Raw genomic sequence first — 16,086 nt, forward strand, 5'->3', positions numbered from 1 at the left:
CGGGCGCTTTTCAGTTTTTTCTGCTGGCGTCCGGGGCGCTGGTACTCGATGATGCTTTGTGTCACGATTACGCCACATGCATCATGTTGAGGAACCCCATGAAAAAGTTTTTTTTTGCCGCTGCACTGATTGTCAGCGGCCTGTTGGTTGGTTGTAATCAACTCACGCAATACACGGTTAGCGAGCAAGAAATTAATCAGGCCCTGGCAAAGCATAATAACTTTTCTAAAGATATCGGCTTGCCCGGCGTTGCTGAAGCACACATCGTACTAAATAATCTCGCCAGTCAGATTGGCCGTGAAGAACCCAATAAAGTGACGCTGACCGGTGACGCCAACCTGGACATGAATTCCCTGTTTGGCAGTCAAAAAGCGACCATGAAGCTGAAGTTAAAAGCCTTACCGGTATTCAACAAAGAGAAAGGCGCAATTTATCTGCAAGAGATGGAAGTGGTGGATGCTACCGTCACACCAGAAAAAATGCAGTCGGTACTGCAAACGCTGATGCCTTATTTAAACCAGTCGCTGCGTAACTATTTCAACCAGCAGCCAGCCTACATTCTGCAGGATGACAGCAGTCAGGGTGAAGCTCTGGCGAAAAAACTGGCGAAGGGAATTGAGGTGAAACCGGGGGAAATCATCATCCCGTTCACCGACTAATAAAACTGAGGGCGCCGATGCGCCCTTTTTTTTCGTGCAAACGAAAACGTTTCCGCTTATCCTTTGTTTCCGGCAAAAAAGACTATCCTCAGCCGGAGCATATTGATGACTGCACCATCCCAGGTTTTAAAGATCCGCCGCCCAGACGACTGGCATCTTCACTTTCGCGATGGCGACATGTTAAAAACTGTCGTGCCCTACACCAGTGAAATTTATGGTCGCGCCATTGTCATGCCGAACCTGGCACCGCCCGTCACCACGGTTGACGCGGCTATCGCTTATCGCCAGCGCATTCTTGACGCGGTACCTGCCGGACACGACTTCACACCATTAATGACCTGCTACTTAACGGATACGCTGGATCCCAACGAGCTGGAACGTGGATTTAACGAAGGCGTATTCACCGCAGCAAAACTCTATCCGGCCAATGCCACCACCAACTCGACGCATGGCGTAACCTCTATTGACGCCATCATGCCGGTGCTGGAGAGGATGGAAAAATTGGGTATGCCGCTGCTGGTGCACGGCGAAGTGACGCATGCAGATATCGATATTTTCGATCGCGAAGCGCGCTTTATTGAAACGGTGATGGAACCACTGCGCCAGCGTTTGACCTCGCTGAAAGTAGTGTTCGAGCATATCACTACCAAAGATGCTGCCGAATACGTGCGCGACGGTAACGAGCTTCTGGCAGCGACTATTACGCCACAGCACCTGATGTTTAACCGCAACCACATGCTGGTTGGCGGGATTCGTCCTCACCTGTACTGCCTGCCGATCCTCAAACGTAACGTCCACCAACAGGCGCTGCGTGAACTGGTTGCCAGCGGGTTTACGCGCGCCTTCCTCGGTACCGACTCAGCGCCGCACGCACGTCATCGCAAAGAGTCAAGCTGTGGCTGTGCGGGATGCTTTAATGCACCGACCGCACTAGGCAGCTATGCCACCGTGTTTGAAGAGATGAATGCGCTGGACCATTTCGAAGCCTTCTGCTCACTCAACGGCCCACAGTTCTATGGTTTGCCGGTAAATGAGAGCTTTATTGAGCTGGAACGCGTGGAGCACCTGGTTCCTGAGAGCATTGCACTGGAAGACGATACGCTGGTACCTTTCCTGGGTGGCGAAACGGTACGCTGGTCAGTAAAAAGCTAAAAAAAGTGTAGCCAACTGATGCGAGTGACTGTATAAATAAACAGTATATTCTACAGGGGGCTACTATGCGTATTGAAGTCACTATTGCCAAAACTTCACCTTTACCTGCCGGTGCAATTGACGCACTGGCAGGTGAACTCTCCCGCCGTATTCAGCACCATTTTCCGGATAACGAAGGTAACGTTACCGTCCGTTATGCCGGCGCAAACAATCTGTCGGTTATTGGCGCGACCAAAGAGGACAAAGAACGCATCAGCGAGATCCTACAGGAAACCTGGGAAAGCGCAGATGACTGGTTCATCAACGAATAAATAATGATATGCAGTGATGTTTGCTTGCCGGGTCGCCCCGGCTTTTTTATACACGCTATCTTGTAATCCATTGTGCATTTCTTCTGACGAGTATTTAATTTAATATTAACCCACCGATTATCTTTTAACCAAAACAACAAAATAATTGTGCAACATACTAAAAAAAATGAATAACATGTCGGTTTCTTAGTCAGATAACACTGAAAACAAAAAATTTATGCCCTTCCCTCTTTAAATTTTCAATGAATACCCTTATTTATTGATATACTGAAGTTGCTTCAGAAAAAAACGCATTGAACCTCGAAAACCGTTGTCTAGTAACACGAATTAGGGGGCATGATGGAAAAGAATAATGAAGTCATTCAGACTCATCCGCTTGTAGGGTGGGACATCAGCACCGTTGATAGCTACGATGCGCTGATGCTGCGTTTGCACTACCAAACCCCGAATCGCCCTGACCCGGATGGGACTGAAGTTGGTCAAACGCTCTGGTTAACCACTGATGTTGCCAGGCAATTTATTTCGATATTAGAAGCAGGAATCGCCAAAATTGAATCTGGCGATTACCAGGTAAATGAGTATCAGCGACATTAAACCTGATACATCCAACCATCAAAAGGCACCTTAACGGTGCCTTTCTTATTTCCAGGTTGAACATTCCGGGTTGAATATTCCAGGTCAGTTATTTACCCTGCTACTATCGCGATTGCAGAGAGAAGCGGATGAAATACGACTTAATCATTATTGGCAGCGGTTCAGTAGGCGCCGCAGCTGGATACTATGCCACTCGTGCCGGTCTGAAGGTTCTGATGATCGATGCGCATATGCCACCACATCAACAGGGCAGCCACCACGGCGATACACGATTAATTCGTCATGCTTATGGCGAAGGTGAAAAATACGTTCCGCTGGTGCTACGTGCGCAAACATTGTGGGATGAACTGTCCACCCATAATGAAGAACCGATTTTTGTTCGCTCCGGTGTTATCAACCTCGGTCCGGCAGAGTCGACCTTCTTAGCGACTGCAGCACAAAGCGCAAAACAGTGGCAACTCAAGGTTGAACAACTGGATGCAGCGGCCATTATGGCTCGCTGGCCGGAGATTCGCGTACCTGACAACTATATCGGTCTGTTTGAAGCGGAGTCCGGTTTTTTACGCAGTGAGTTAGCTATTAAAACCTGGATCCGTCTGGCGGAAGAAGCAGGTTGTGCGCAACTGTTTAAATGCCCGGTCAGCGCAATTCATCACGGTGATGATGGCATCACGGTAGAAACGGCTGACGGTGACTACCACGCGAAAAAAGCAGTGATTAGCGCCGGTACCTGGGTGCAAGCTTTAGTCCCTGAACTACCGATACAACCGGTGCGCAAAGTGTTCGCCTGGTATCAGGCCGATGGGCGCTACAGCGTTAAGAATAACTTCCCGGCCTTCACCGGCGAACTGCCAAATGGCGATCAATACTACGGTTTCCCGGCGGAAAACGACGAGCTGAAAATTGGTAAGCACAACGGCGGACAGGTCATTCACTCGGCTGATGAGCGTAAGCCATTTGCCGCTGTAGCCAGCGACGGTTCTGAAGCCTTCCCATTCCTGCGCACTATTCTGCCTGGCGTTGGCTGTTGCCTGCACGGCGCGTCCTGCACTTACGATAATTCGCCGGATGAAGACTTTATTATCGATACTCTGCCAGCGCACGACAACACGCTGATCATTACCGGGCTGAGCGGACATGGCTTTAAGTTTGCCTCTGTACTGGGAGAGATTGCGGCAGACTTCGCTCAGGACAAACCGTCTGACTTTGACCTGACCCCCTTCAGGCTAAGCCGTTTTAAGTGATAATAAATGAATGGCCTCGTTGGTGAGGCCATTTTTAATGACAGGAATAACGTCAATGCGCCGTATCTTTCACTATCTGGTTAATAATATTCGCGAGCATCTTATGCTCTACATTATTTTATGGTCGCTGCTGGCCATTATGGATGTAATATATATTATGTTTTTCTAATTCCTGTGCGTTGACAATAATTGACAAAAATTGAGATTAGCTTAATTTTCATTGCAATAAACTGAACAATAACAAAAACCATAACACCCCATAAACTAAACCCCGCCACATATTTTCGCACTAATCCCTTGATGGTTACCTCAACAATCAGTCAATTTTATTGAACAAAAAATAAATATCATCACCATTGTTATTTATTAGTTGCATTAATGTCTTTTACACGCCATTTTCATTCACTTCTGAAATATCAATCGGTGTGCTTATGCAATTCAATAATACTCCACAGCGCTATGGCGTAGTGTCAGCCACATTACATTGGCTGGTTGCGATTGCTGTATATGGCATGTTTGCGTTGGGGTTATGGATGGTCACGCTTAGCTACTATGATGGCTGGTATCACCAGGCCCCCGAACTGCATAAAAGCATCGGCATCCTACTCATGATGGGACTGGTTATCCGCGTTGTCTGGCGGTTGTTCTCCCCTCCACCTGCTGCGTTGGCAAGCTACTCCCGTTTGACCCGTATCGCAGCGGCACTGGGTCACCTCGCACTTTATTTGCTGCTCTTTTCGATTTTCATCAGCGGATATCTGATTTCCACCGCAGATGGCAAAGCGATAAGCGTCTTTGGATGGTTTGACATTCCTGCCACCCTGGCCAATGCGGGTACCCAGGCCGACCTCGCCGGTAGCTTGCACCTGTGGCTTGCGTGGATCGTGGTGATTTTATCCCTACTACACGGACTGATGGCCCTGAAACATCACTTTATTGATAACGACGATACCCTCAATCGCATGTTGGGAAAATCGTCATCTGACTATGGAGCTTAAAATGAAAAAAAACCTGCTGGGACTTACACTCGCTTCTGTGTTATTCACCACCGGGTCGGCCGTGGCGGCAGATTACAAAATTGACAAGGAAGGACAGCATGCCTTTGTTAATTTCCGTATTCAGCATCTGGGTTACAGCTGGCTGTACGGCACTTTCAAAGATTTCGACGGTACGTTTACCTTTGATGAGAAAAATCCCGCAGCCGATAAGGTTAACGTAACCATCAACACCAACAGCGTTGACACTAATCACGCCGAACGCGACAAGCATCTGCGCAGTGCAGATTTCCTTAACGTGGCAAAATTCCCGCAGGCGACCTTCAGCTCCACCAGCGTGAAAAAAGAGGGGAATGACCTGGATATCACCGGTAATTTGACCCTGAACGGCGTTACCAAACCGGTTACGCTGGACGCGAAGCTCATCGGTCAGGGTGGCGATCCCTGGGGCGGTACGCGCGCTGGTTTTGAAGCGCAAGGTAAGATTAAGCTGAAGGATTTCAACATCACCACCGATCTCGGCCCTGCATCGCAGGAAGTCGATTTGATCATCTCAGTGGAAGGTGTTCAGCAGAAGTAACGCATGAATTACCGGATGAGGTTCTGCCCCTCATCCGGCATCATGTTATTGCGCAGGGTCTGGAATACCCAGTTTGGTATTCAGGTGACCGCGTGATTTATTGAAGATTTTATTGCCATTTTCACGCCCCGCACGACGACGCCGTTGTTCCTCTTCCGGCAACTCACTCTCTTCGCTACACAGCTCGCTACAGCAGCCTTTATATTTCTGCGCACAAGCCGGGCACTGAATAAACAACAGATGGCAGCCATCATTTTTGCAATTAGTATGGCTATCGCACGCCGTGCCGCACTGATGGCAATGTGCGATAACATCTTCAGAGATCCTTTCGCCCATACGCTCATCAAAGACAAAGTTTTTACCGACAAAACGTACCGGAAGCCCCTGTTCACGCGCCTTGCGGGCATACTCAATAATACCGCCCTCAATGTGCCAGACTTTGCTAAATCCATTGTGTTTCATCCAGGCGCTGGCTTTCTCACAGCGGATCCCACCCGTGCAGTACATCACGATTTTTTTATCTTTATGCGCCTGCATCATTTCAACAGCTTTCGGCAACTGGTCGCGGAACGTGTCTGCCGGTATCTCCAGCGCATTCTCGAAATGACCCACCTCATATTCATAGTGGTTGCGCATATCAATGAATACCGCTTCAGGATCGTCCAGCATGGCGTTTACTTCCGCAGCCTTGAGATAATCCCCCACGTTGCTGGCGTCAAAGTCTGGATCGTCAATACCATCCGCCACGATACGTTCGCGGACTTTCATACGCAGTACCCAGAACGATTTACCGTCATCATCCAGCGCAATATTCAGACGTAAATCCTTCAATACAGCATCAAACGCATAGAGCTGCTGGCGAAATGCCTCGACGTTGCTTTGCGGTACGCTGATTTGCGCGTTAATTCCTTCATGGGCAAGATATACTCGCCCGAAGACGTTCAATGCGGTGAACATCTGGTACAGCGCATCACGCGTGTGCTGAGGATTGGCAATGGTGAAATATTTATAGAATGAGATCGTCGTGCGCGGCTCGGTCTCGGCCAGCATTTTGGCTTTGAGGGCGTCGTTCGAAATGCGGTTGTGTAACACTGGCATGGTGTACGTATCCTGCAAATAAGGAATAAATGAAAATCGGCGGCATAATAAAGCAAACATCGCCAATTTACATCCACACATTTTACGCTACATTTCATACTTCACGATAAAATCGCAACAACAATTGCGGAATTAATCACCGTTCTCCCGTCACAAATTTTTGATACGCGCGAAAAAATGCGACAATACAGGGAATTGGTCGTTTGAAGACAGGATAGACATGACGAATTTACCCAAGTTTTCGGCTGCGTTACTGCATCCACGTTATTGGTTAACCTGGCTGGGTATTGGCATCCTTTGGTTAATCGTGCAGTTACCCTACCCCATCCTCTTTAAGTTGGGCTGTGCGTTAGGTCGACTGGCGCTACGTTTGATGAAACGTCGGGCAAAAATTGTTTCCCGAAATCTGGAACTGTGCTTCCCGCAGATGAGTGAGCAGGAACGCCAGCAGATGGTCGTCAAGAACTTCGAATCCGTAGGCATGGGCGTAATGGAAACCGGGATGGCCTGGTTTTGGTCCGATAAGCGTATTTCGCGCTGGACGGAAGTGATCGGAATGGAACATATCCGTGACGTTCAGGCGCAAAAACGCGGGATTCTGTTAGTGGGTCTGCACTTTCTGACTCTGGAACTGGGTGCGCGCCAGTTTGGCTTGCAGGAGCCGGGTATTGGTGTGTATCGCCCTAACGACAATCCGCTGCTGGACTGGCTACAAACCTGGGGCCGCATGCGCTCGAATAAATCAATGCTCGATCGTAAAGACCTGAAAGGGATGATTAAAGCCTTGAAAAAGGGCGAAGTGGTCTGGTACGCGCCGGATCATGATTACGGCCCTCGCGCCAGCGTGTTTGTACCACTTTTTGCCGTTGAACAAGCCGCAACAACCTCAGGAACCTGGATGCTTTCGCGCATGTCCAATGCCTGCCTGGTACCGTTTGTTCCCCGCCGCAAACCTGACGGTAAAGGGTATCAATTGATTATGTTACCTCCAGAATGCTCACCACCGTTGGACGACGCAGAGACTACAGCTGCGTGGATGAACAAAATTGTTGAGCAATGCATAATGATGGCGCCAGAGCAGTATATGTGGCTGCATCGTCGCTTCAAGACGCGTCCTGAAGGCTCCCCTTCTCTGTACTGACGCAGTGTTGCAGTCCAGTGGGCTGCAACACCCTCCCAACCCGTTTTAGGTTTAACTGCTATCCGCATTGCAGCAACTATCAACCAGGCGCATAATTAGCCTGCTTACTTATATTCAATCGATAGCGCAAACAGCGCATCACACTGCGGATCGCTATGTCACCCTCAGATGCCACCATAAACTGGAAACGCAACCTCACCGTTGCCTGGTTAGGTTGTTTTTTAACCGGAGCAGCATTTAGCCTGGTCATGCCCTTTTTGCCTCTTTACGTCGAGAGTCTCGGCGTCACGGGTCATAGCGCCCTGAATATGTGGTCAGGCCTGGTCTTCAGCATCACCTTTCTCTTTTCAGCCATTGCTTCTCCTTTCTGGGGTGGCCTTGCCGATCGCAAAGGACGAAAAATCATGCTGCTGCGTTCCGCGTTGGGCATGGCAATTGTGATGCTGCTGATGGGACTGGCGCAAAATATCTGGCAATTCTTGATCCTGCGTGCCTTGTTGGGGCTGCTTGGTGGATTCATCCCCAATGCGAATGCACTTATCGCCACCCAGGTTCCACGCAATAAAAGCGGCTGGGCGCTGGGAACGCTTTCCACCGGTGGCGTTAGTGGCGCACTGCTCGGGCCGCTAGCGGGCGGCCTCCTCGCGGATCAGTACGGACTGCGCCCCGTATTTTTCATCACCGCCAGCGTGCTGCTGGTCTGCTTCATCCTGACGCTATTTTTTATCCGCGAGCATTTCCAGCCGGTGAGCAAGAAGGAAATGCTGCACATTCGTGAAGTCGTGGCCTCTTTAAAGAACCCCAAACTGGTGCTGAGCCTGTTTATCACCACTTTGATCATTCAGGTAGCCACCGGTTCTATCGCGCCAATACTGACACTGTACGTTCGAGAGTTGGCTGGCAACGTCAGCAATATTGCATTTATCAGTGGGATGATAGCCTCTGTCCCCGGCGTTGCGGCATTAATCAGCGCCCCGAAACTTGGCAAATTAGGCGATCGAATTGGCCCGGAGAAGATCCTGATCGTCGCGCTGATCGTTTCTGTGTTACTGCTTATTCCAATGTCATTTGTCCATACGCCCTGGCAGCTTGGTGTTCTGCGCTTTTTATTGGGTGCGGCCGACGGCGCTCTGCTCCCGGCGGTACAAACGCTGCTGGTTTACAACTCGACCAATCAAATAGCTGGACGTATTTTCAGTTATAACCAGTCATTTCGCGATATCGGTAACGTAACAGGACCTCTAATGGGGGCAGCGATATCCGCAAACTACGGTTTTCGAGCCGTTTTCTGTGTGACCGCGGGCGTCGTACTATTTAACACCCTGTACTCGTGGAATAGCCTGCGCCGTCGTCGGAGTACAGAGGTCGTGGGATGATTTGTGTATTTGTATTCGCCGGTTCGGAATAATAAATTTATCTTACACGGCGTATATTTCAACCTTAATGATAATAGTAACACACCTTATTTCTGCCAGAATTTTTGGCTTCATACAAAGCGGCATCGGCGTATGAAACAACTTTATCCGCTGATTCATCATCAATTTTGCTGCAATATACACCGATACTTATCGTCATTTTTTCTTTTAACTCATATGAATTTGGTATTGTCGTACCGTTCTCTACATTTCGCCTAATTCGCTCTGCAACAACAATTGCCTCATCTTTATCGTTACACTTAAGAAGGATCGCAAATTCTTCGCCGCCTACTCTGGCAAAAATATCCGTATCTCTGATTGATTTATTGATAATGTCGACAATGCTGATTATTACTCTGTCACCTTCCTGATGACCGTAGGTATCGTTAATCCGTTTGAATTTATCAATATCCAGAACCATTACACACACTGCGCCTTTTGCTAATGATGATTTTAATGACTTATAGAATAGTTTACGATTATATATTTTAGTCATTGCGTCTTTGATAGCTGAATCCGTTTCTTTTTTTAAGATGATGAAGGTGTTGTACATCAGTATTGAGATTATACACAGGGCACTTATCACCTCAATCCCCCGGCTAACATACCAAATATACATGCTATATTCATCCAGACTCAGAAGTAGTACATTGGTCAATATTGCTGAGCAACACAATAGCCCTATACTTTTCCACAAGATGTTATGCGTTCTGGTTTTAATGATTAAATACAACAGGACCAGTCCCCAGGATACAATTAGCGAATAAATGTACCCAATATGCCAGTGCACAGTGACATTATCAGGCTTTACGCTTGTGATCTCGAGTGTAAAATTAGGGTTATAACTGGCCAGAGCGTGCGCCACCACCGCGATAACAAGCATGATTAAAAAAGACAGAACGATATAGCAAGGTTCTCTTTCTTTGGTTTCAATAACTGTCGAGGATACTTTATAAGATTTTAATGAAACAAATAGTAGAGCTATGAAACTAATCTGCCGAAAGTAATAGAATATGGCTATATCGTTAGTTCTTTTTTCGATTGAGGCATAATCATTAATCAAGTCCTGAACGATGTAGATAGTCTCGATGAAAAATATGTTATTCCCAAGAAACGCCATACCTAATATCATAAGGCAGGTGAGATCTTTTCTACAAAGATACTGGAATAACATAAACAGGAAGATTATCCCATATAAAAAGAACAACCCTACAATTATAATCAGATATACTGTTTGCGGGACACTTTGTATCGTTAATTTAAATTGTGTAAGACACACTCCACCAAGAACATAGCTAGCCAAACAGATTATATAGAAAGCCATTAACCTTCTATTATTTGAATTGCCGTTATCCATAACAACCTTCAGGGCTTTCTTAATTTTGCATTTTATATAATAAAGCATAAGATTTTGCAAACTATTATATCTGCACAGATTCAATGACACTAATTCATTTCTTATTTAATGGTTTCTTATAGATTTATAACCTTTGTCATTAATAATTTTTTATTATGTATACTATTTTAGTATCACTCACACCATTCAAAAAAACCACACACAAAAGATACTTTGTCACTACCAGAGACACCACTAAGTTTAGCCACTTTCATTGATTACCTCTGCAACACTTCCGTATTGGGCATTAATTTTCTCTTTTACTTTGATTGAGTTATGCAATATTAATTCATAATCAATCGCATTCCCCCTCTAAAACACATAAAAAATGACGTTTAACACTGAAGATTTTCTTATACAACGCCAGCTTTTATTTTTTTGATTTTCATTACTACATTGCAAACCACATACATTACTCTTTTTTCTTGAATTTTTTTCCTGATATTACATCGACTTCAGTATCTGCCAATGTAAATTTTTTCATAAACTACCGAAGTTACTTTCACCTGGTCTCGTAGGCATTGCAGGCAGTAATCATCTGATTGGGTTAGTCACGCAGCTAGCGGGTTTGACGCTCTGCGGATCGCCGTCTATAGATTGAATCATCCCCCTTTATTGTTCGCCTTAGGAGAAGAAATATGGCAAAGAATGACATGAATTTTTATGCCACGTTGGAAGAGGCTATTGATGCAGCTCGTGAAGTGTTTCTGGCTGATAACCCTGACCTTGAGTCAGACGACGCCAGCGTTCAACAGCTAAGCGTCCAAAAATACGTGCTACAGGATGGCGACGTTATGTGGCAGGCGGAATTCTTTGCTGACGAGGATGATGTAGATGGTGAATGTCTTCCAATCCTGAGCGGAGAAGCGGCCCAGAGCGTTTTTGATGGCGACTATGATGAAATTGAAATCCGCCAGGAGTGGCAGGAAGAAAATACGCTTCACGAATGGGATGAAGGTGAATTCCAGCTGGAACCTCCCCTTGATACTGAAGAGGGGCAGACCGCAGCCGATGAATGGGATGAGCGATAATTACTCGTAAGGTCCATGATGTATGTCGAGCGGCAGCAGCAACGTATCAAACACCAGCGAAAATGGCAGATCGAGGATAGTGACGTAGCGCCATGCGGAGTCCCTAACATCCCATTGCACGCCAGGATAGTATTGGTTTCCGTGTCCTTGCCCTGGGATGGTACGACTAATAATGCTGCCGCATCCGCTCAGGAAGAAGATCATTATTCCTACAGCCAAAATTCGCACCGGCTACCTCACGACTCATTCTATTCAATATAAAAAATACCGGCACCAGGCCGGTATTTTCACGTTACAGAACGCTTATTTTTTCCTGAGCGCCAGCGGGTTCAGTGTCAGTCCCTGATAGTAGTTCACCCACGAAGAATACTTATCAGGTGAATTCCAGACACGGTAATGTAAACGCGCCATGGTCACCGGATCGCTCAACAACACCAGGCGGCGATCGCGATTCAGTTTCTCCGGCGTTTCGTTCAGTGCCTGTTCCACATGACGATCGCGTGCAATCTCCAGCACGTTGCTGGCGCGGTGGCGTGCAGTCGCCATGGCCGTGGCCAGTGCGTTAAACGACGGATTAAACACCGCATGCATAAAGCCATCGTCCAGCGTACGTTTACGGTTCATCACCAGATAGGTATCGGTATCCACCAGCACCTGCGGCGGAGAATACTCTTCCGGGATCAGGAACAGCTTCCAGCGCTTGGTACGTAACCCCACCGTGGAACGGCTGGAAATCACAGAAACAAACGGCGACAGGATCAGCGAGAAGACTATCGGTGCCAGCCAGAACAGGAAACGCAGATCGAGCCAGGCCATACCCACAGCCCACACCAGCCCCAACAGTAACTGGGAACCGTGACGCATAAACGCTTCACCCCACGGGGTCGAATCGTCATCACGCTGCGGCGAATTCCAGACAACTTCCCAACCGAGGAAGGCACTCACGACGAAGACGGTGTGGAACAGCATACGCACCGGCGCCAGCAGCACGGAGAACAGAACTTCCAACAGTAGCGACAGCGTGACGCGGATAAACCCGCCGTACTCTTTCGTCCCTTTACACCAGATGAGCAAAATACTCAGCAGCTTCGGCAGGAACAGCAGCACCATCGTTGAAGCAAACAGCGCGATCGCCAGTTCAGGACGCCACTGCGGCCAAACCGGGAACAGCTGGCGCGGTTGCAGGAAGTACTGCGGCTCCGTCAACGCATGCACCACCTGCAATGCGGTAGAGAGCGCGAGGAACATAAACCAAAGCGGCGCAGACAGATAGGACATTACACCGGTCAGGAATACCGCACGGTGAACCGGGTGCATCCCTTTCACAAGGAACAAACGGAAGTTCATCAGGTTGCCGTGGCACCAGCGGCGGTCACGCTTGAGTTCATCCAGCAGGTTCGGCGGCAGTTCTTCATAAGAGCCCGGCAGATCGTAAGCAATCCACACACCCCAGCCAGCACGACGCATCAATGCCGCTTCCACGAAGTCATGGGAGAGGATTGATCCCGCAAACGAGCCTTCGCCCGGTAACGGCGCGAGCGCACAGTGCTCGATAAACGGTTTCACACGGATAATGGCGTTGTGACCCCAGTAGTGTGACTCCCCTAACTGCCAGAAGTGAAGCCCGGCGGTAAACAGCGGTCCATAAACACGGGTCGCAAACTGCTGGCAGCGCGCATACAGCGTATCCATACCGGAAGCCTTCGGTGAAGACTGGATAATCCCGGCATTCGGATTCGCCTCCATCAGACGCACCAGGCCGCTCAGACAGTCACCGCTCATCACTGAGTCAGCGTCCAGCACCACCATGTAGCTGTACTGATTTCCCCAGCGACGACAGAAGTCATCAATGTTGCCGCTTTTACGCTTCACGCGACGACGACGACGGCGGTAGAAAATCTGCCCTTCGCCCTGCACCTCAGCAATCAGCTCCATCCACGCTTTTTGTTCTGCTACGCAGATATCAGGGTTGTAGCTGTCACTCAGGATATAAACATCGAAATGTTCGGCGTTGCCCGTTGCTTTGACCGATTCCCACGTAGCGCGCAGTCCCGCAAATACGCGGTCAACGTCTTCGTTACAGATAGGCATAATCAGCGCGGTACGGTGTTCAGGATTCAGCGGTTCATCCCCAACCGTTGAGGCCGAGATACTGTACTTATCTCGCCCAATCAGTAGTTGCAGGAAGCCCATCAGCGCGGTCCAGAATCCCGCAGACACCCAACAGAAAAGCACAGCAAACAAAATAAGAATGCCGGTCTGGAGCATGTAGGGCAGCAATTGCATAAAGGAGACCCATAAATCCTGCCCCATCATGTCTATCGGATTAATGAATGCCCAACCCTGATACGGGAGGATCGTCTTCATATACCAGGTTGCTACGACCGTTTGCGCCAGCGTTAGAATCAACAGCGTATAGCGGCGGATGGTGCCTACAGTACGCCATTTTTGCTCGCTTTCTTGTTCTTCTTTCGTCAAACGCGAAAGATAACGAGGCGTCACATCGCGCCCACGCAAGCGATCCCAAAAACGGCCAACCGGGTTGGTACGCCAGGGATCGGGGAACATAGAGGTACGCGTTGTTTTTGGCATCGCCTGCAGCTGATCGCGGCCCTCATCGTCCTTAACCAACTGCTCTTTAGCCAAAGAATCCGGCCATGCTTGCTCAAGGCGAGCTTTCACAGACCCCTGCGGTGAATCATCTTCGCGCGAGTAAGTACGATGCTCGGCATCCAGCGCCTGATGAACGGCGCGGATGTCAGTTTTCGGCAGTGCCGCTTTCTCGATATCCGAAAGCGGCAATGCGTCAATATACTCAGTTGTCTTATTCATTGGCAGGTAACTGGTAGCTCCAGGTTTCACTCAGCGTCTGATCGGCATTGACCAAGGCAGCACGCATTTCAGTGGTTTTCTTCACGTCTTTCACTTTCACGCGCAGCATCAAACGCCAACCTTTAGATACCGGGTTATAGCGCACAGTGCTTTCAACGATTTCGCCGTTGTCGCCAATACTGGTTTGTGCGGTAACCGGGGTATCCTGCGGCAGCTTTTTCATATCTGTGCCGGTAAAGTCCACCACAAACGCGATGGTACCGTCAGGCTGACGAATCAGGTTGGACTGTTTTACATCACCGGTAGAACGACGAGTCTGCTGTACCCAGGCGCTTTCCGGCGCATGAAGCTTGTCTTCATCACGCGTGAACGTCAGAGTGTACTTGAAGTTCATCTCTTTGCCCGCTTCAGGCAGTTGATCCGGCGTCCAGTACGCAACGATGTTATCGTTCGTTTCATCGTTAGTTGGGATTTCAACTAACTCAATCTTACCTTTACCCCAGTCACCTTTTGGCGTGATCCAGGCGCTTGGGCGCAGATCGTAACGATCGTCGATATCTTCAAAACGCGAGAACTGACGGCCACGCTGCAACAGTCCGAATCCTTGCGGGTTTTCCATAGCGAAGCTGCTCACCGCGAGATGTTTCGGGTTATTCAGCGGACGCCAAATCCACTCCCCGTTGCCGGCATGGATAGACAAACCGTTAGAATCATGCAGTTCCGGACGATAGTTTGTCGCCGGAGACGGCTGGTTCGGTCCAAACAGGAACATACTGGTTAACGGTGCCACGCCCAGTTTGCCCACTTTGTCGCGTAGGTAAACTTTGGACTGAACATCAACGACAGTGTCACGGCCTGGAATAATGACAAAACGATACGCTCCGGTTGCACGCGGAGAATCCAACAAAGCATAAATGGTTAAACGTTTATCAGTCGGTTTCGGACGCTCGATCCAAAACTCACGGAAGCGGGGAAATTCTTCACCAGAAGGCAGAGCGGTATCAATCGCGAGGCCACGCGCTGACAGGCCGTAGACCTGACCTGCGCCCAGAACGCGAAAATAGCTGGCACCGAGCATGCTGACGATTTCATCGTTTTTATCTTTGCTGTTGATCGGATACAGCACTTTGAACCCGGCGAAGCCGAGATCTTTTACCGTGTCTTTATCATGCTGAACATCGCCAAAATTAAAATAATCCGGGCTGTATTTGATTCTTTTCACCGCCGTGGCGGTAACTTCGTTGATTTTGACCGGCGTGTCGAAGTACATACCCTGGTGGTAGAACTCGAGCTTAAATGGGGTCTTGAGATTGCTCCAGTACGCTTTATCGCGATTGAACTGGATCTGTTGATAATCCGCATATTTCATGTCGCGGAAAACGGAGGGCAAGTTACTTTTTGGCGCCTCATAGCCTTTCCCGGCTAAGGATTGAGCTTGTTTTGCAACATCATCAATACTGAACGCCCAGCTCGATGATGTGTACAGCGTTAACATGACTGCTGCACCCAACCAACGCATTTTCATCATTTGTAGTTTATGTTTCATAATTAGTAAGCACTTCCCCCTTTGTGTGCTTATATTGATCCGATCCATTTTAATGGATAATCGGGTACTCCGACAACTGAATCCCTGTATTG

At 48.5% G+C, this 16,086-nt stretch carries 16 protein-coding genes; 11 read left to right on the top strand and 5 right to left on the bottom strand.

What is annotated here, in order from left to right:
• Window positions 1-98 precede the first annotated feature (98 nt).
• From OGY72_RS16780 to OGY72_RS16815, 8 genes are all read left to right on the top strand, one after another.
• Window positions 99-659 (top strand): lipoprotein, encoded by a 561-nt coding sequence (locus OGY72_RS16780; RefSeq protein WP_020996498.1) that lies wholly within the window; start codon window positions 99-101, stop codon window positions 657-659.
• 105 nt (window positions 660-764) lie between these two features.
• Window positions 765-1,811, top strand: coding sequence for a dihydroorotase (pyrC, locus tag OGY72_RS16785; RefSeq protein WP_148362129.1), 1,047 nt, complete (start codon window positions 765-767; stop codon window positions 1,809-1,811).
• Window positions 1,812-1,876: 65 nt separating this feature from the next.
• Window positions 1,877-2,122 carry a DNA damage-inducible protein I gene (dinI, locus tag OGY72_RS16790; protein WP_003036157.1) on the top strand — a complete coding sequence of 82 codons (246 nt, stop codon included), beginning with the start codon at window positions 1,877-1,879 and terminating at the stop codon, window positions 2,120-2,122.
• 339 nt (window positions 2,123-2,461) lie between these two features.
• Window positions 2,462-2,716: a biofilm formation regulator BssS gene (bssS, locus tag OGY72_RS16795; protein ID WP_003036154.1), complete on the top strand. Its 255-nt coding sequence runs from the start codon at window positions 2,462-2,464 to the stop codon at window positions 2,714-2,716.
• A 128-nt stretch (window positions 2,717-2,844) separates the two neighbouring features.
• Complete coding sequence (gene solA, locus OGY72_RS16800) at window positions 2,845-3,960, top strand: N-methyl-L-tryptophan oxidase (protein WP_198579716.1); 1,116 nt, start codon at window positions 2,845-2,847, stop codon at window positions 3,958-3,960.
• Window positions 3,961-4,015: 55 nt separating this feature from the next.
• Entirely contained in the window at window positions 4,016-4,129 is a 114-nt protein-coding gene (locus tag OGY72_RS16805; RefSeq protein ID WP_003036148.1) for a YceO family protein, read from the top strand.
• 262 nt (window positions 4,130-4,391) lie between these two features.
• Window positions 4,392-4,958 carry a cytochrome b gene (locus OGY72_RS16810; protein ID WP_148362131.1) on the top strand — a complete coding sequence of 189 codons (567 nt, stop codon included), beginning with the start codon at window positions 4,392-4,394 and terminating at the stop codon, window positions 4,956-4,958.
• 1 nt (window position 4,959) lies between these two features.
• Entirely contained in the window at window positions 4,960-5,535 is a 576-nt protein-coding gene (locus tag OGY72_RS16815; protein WP_126318510.1) for a YceI family protein, read from the top strand.
• A gap of 45 nt (window positions 5,536-5,580) precedes the next feature.
• Here the strand turns inward: OGY72_RS16815 and trhO are convergent, their stop codons facing one another.
• Window positions 5,581-6,633: an oxygen-dependent tRNA uridine(34) hydroxylase TrhO gene (gene trhO, locus OGY72_RS16820; protein WP_198579714.1), complete on the bottom strand. Its 1,053-nt coding sequence runs from the start codon at window positions 6,631-6,633 to the stop codon at window positions 5,581-5,583.
• Window positions 6,634-6,853: 220 nt separating this feature from the next.
• On the opposite strand from trhO, the gene OGY72_RS16825 reads away from it, so the two are divergent.
• Both OGY72_RS16825 and mdtG read left to right on the top strand, forming a co-directional pair.
• Window positions 6,854-7,774, top strand: coding sequence for a Kdo(2)-lipid IV(A) acyltransferase (locus tag OGY72_RS16825; RefSeq protein ID WP_003036136.1), 921 nt, complete (start codon window positions 6,854-6,856; stop codon window positions 7,772-7,774).
• Window positions 7,775-7,929: 155 nt separating this feature from the next.
• Window positions 7,930-9,150 (top strand): multidrug efflux MFS transporter MdtG, encoded by a 1,221-nt coding sequence (gene mdtG / locus OGY72_RS16830; RefSeq protein WP_286548414.1) that lies wholly within the window; start codon window positions 7,930-7,932, stop codon window positions 9,148-9,150.
• A gap of 64 nt (window positions 9,151-9,214) precedes the next feature.
• On the opposite strand, the gene OGY72_RS16835 is transcribed toward mdtG, so the two are convergent.
• Window positions 9,215-10,546: a sensor domain-containing diguanylate cyclase gene (locus OGY72_RS16835; protein WP_126318515.1), complete on the bottom strand. Its 1,332-nt coding sequence runs from the start codon at window positions 10,544-10,546 to the stop codon at window positions 9,215-9,217.
• A 692-nt stretch (window positions 10,547-11,238) separates the two neighbouring features.
• On the opposite strand from OGY72_RS16835, the gene OGY72_RS16840 reads away from it, so the two are divergent.
• Complete coding sequence (locus OGY72_RS16840; protein ID WP_286548521.1) at window positions 11,239-11,616, top strand: MysB family protein; 378 nt, start codon at window positions 11,239-11,241, stop codon at window positions 11,614-11,616.
• On the opposite strand, the gene OGY72_RS16845 is transcribed toward OGY72_RS16840, so the two are convergent.
• The 3 genes from OGY72_RS16845 to mdoG all read right to left on the bottom strand — a co-directional run bounded on the left by OGY72_RS16845 (window position 11,617) and on the right by mdoG (window position 15,976).
• The gene (locus tag OGY72_RS16845) at window positions 11,617-11,844 is read right to left on the bottom strand and encodes a YceK/YidQ family lipoprotein (RefSeq protein WP_003832117.1); all 228 of its coding nucleotides are present in this window, start codon (window positions 11,842-11,844) and stop codon (window positions 11,617-11,619) included. It lies immediately after the preceding gene.
• A gap of 75 nt (window positions 11,845-11,919) precedes the next feature.
• Complete coding sequence (gene mdoH / locus OGY72_RS16850) at window positions 11,920-14,448, bottom strand: glucans biosynthesis glucosyltransferase MdoH (protein WP_286548417.1); 2,529 nt, start codon at window positions 14,446-14,448, stop codon at window positions 11,920-11,922.
• A complete protein-coding gene (gene mdoG / locus OGY72_RS16855; RefSeq protein WP_103014639.1) occupies window positions 14,441-15,976 on the bottom strand; it encodes a glucans biosynthesis protein MdoG in 1,536 nt (511 codons plus the stop codon). Before mdoG ends, mdoH begins: the two co-directional genes overlap by 8 nt.
• Window positions 15,977-16,086 lie beyond the last annotated feature (110 nt).

It is taken from the genome of Citrobacter sp. Cpo221, from assembly GCF_030332345.1.
Taxonomy (GTDB): domain Bacteria; phylum Pseudomonadota; class Gammaproteobacteria; order Enterobacterales; family Enterobacteriaceae; genus Citrobacter; species Citrobacter portucalensis.

What these genes read in the sequence shown, in the direction of transcription:
- OGY72_RS16805 (WP_003036148.1), top strand. Translation starts at nt 4,016, where the DNA reads ATGCGCCGTATCTTTCACTATCTGGTTAATAATATTCGCGAGCATCTT.
- pyrC (WP_148362129.1), top strand. Translation starts at nt 765, where the DNA reads ATGACTGCACCATCCCAGGTTTTAAAGATCCGCCGCCCAGACGACTGG.
- OGY72_RS16825 (WP_003036136.1), top strand. Translation starts at nt 6,854, where the DNA reads ATGACGAATTTACCCAAGTTTTCGGCTGCGTTACTGCATCCACGTTAT.
- OGY72_RS16835 (WP_126318515.1), bottom strand. Translation starts at nt 10,546, where the DNA reads ATGGATAACGGCAATTCAAATAATAGAAGGTTAATGGCTTTCTATATA.
- OGY72_RS16815 (WP_126318510.1), top strand. Translation starts at nt 4,960, where the DNA reads ATGAAAAAAAACCTGCTGGGACTTACACTCGCTTCTGTGTTATTCACC.
- OGY72_RS16840 (WP_286548521.1), top strand. Translation starts at nt 11,239, where the DNA reads ATGAATTTTTATGCCACGTTGGAAGAGGCTATTGATGCAGCTCGTGAA.
- solA (WP_198579716.1), top strand. Translation starts at nt 2,845, where the DNA reads ATGAAATACGACTTAATCATTATTGGCAGCGGTTCAGTAGGCGCCGCA.
- OGY72_RS16810 (WP_148362131.1), top strand. Translation starts at nt 4,392, where the DNA reads ATGCAATTCAATAATACTCCACAGCGCTATGGCGTAGTGTCAGCCACA.
- mdoG (WP_103014639.1), bottom strand. Translation starts at nt 15,976, where the DNA reads ATGATGAAAATGCGTTGGTTGGGTGCAGCAGTCATGTTAACGCTGTAC.
- dinI (WP_003036157.1), top strand. Translation starts at nt 1,877, where the DNA reads ATGCGTATTGAAGTCACTATTGCCAAAACTTCACCTTTACCTGCCGGT.
- mdtG (WP_286548414.1), top strand. Translation starts at nt 7,930, where the DNA reads ATGTCACCCTCAGATGCCACCATAAACTGGAAACGCAACCTCACCGTT.
- trhO (WP_198579714.1), bottom strand. Translation starts at nt 6,633, where the DNA reads ATGCCAGTGTTACACAACCGCATTTCGAACGACGCCCTCAAAGCCAAA.
- OGY72_RS16780 (WP_020996498.1), top strand. Translation starts at nt 99, where the DNA reads ATGAAAAAGTTTTTTTTTGCCGCTGCACTGATTGTCAGCGGCCTGTTG.
- bssS (WP_003036154.1), top strand. Translation starts at nt 2,462, where the DNA reads ATGGAAAAGAATAATGAAGTCATTCAGACTCATCCGCTTGTAGGGTGG.
- mdoH (WP_286548417.1), bottom strand. Translation starts at nt 14,448, where the DNA reads ATGAATAAGACAACTGAGTATATTGACGCATTGCCGCTTTCGGATATC.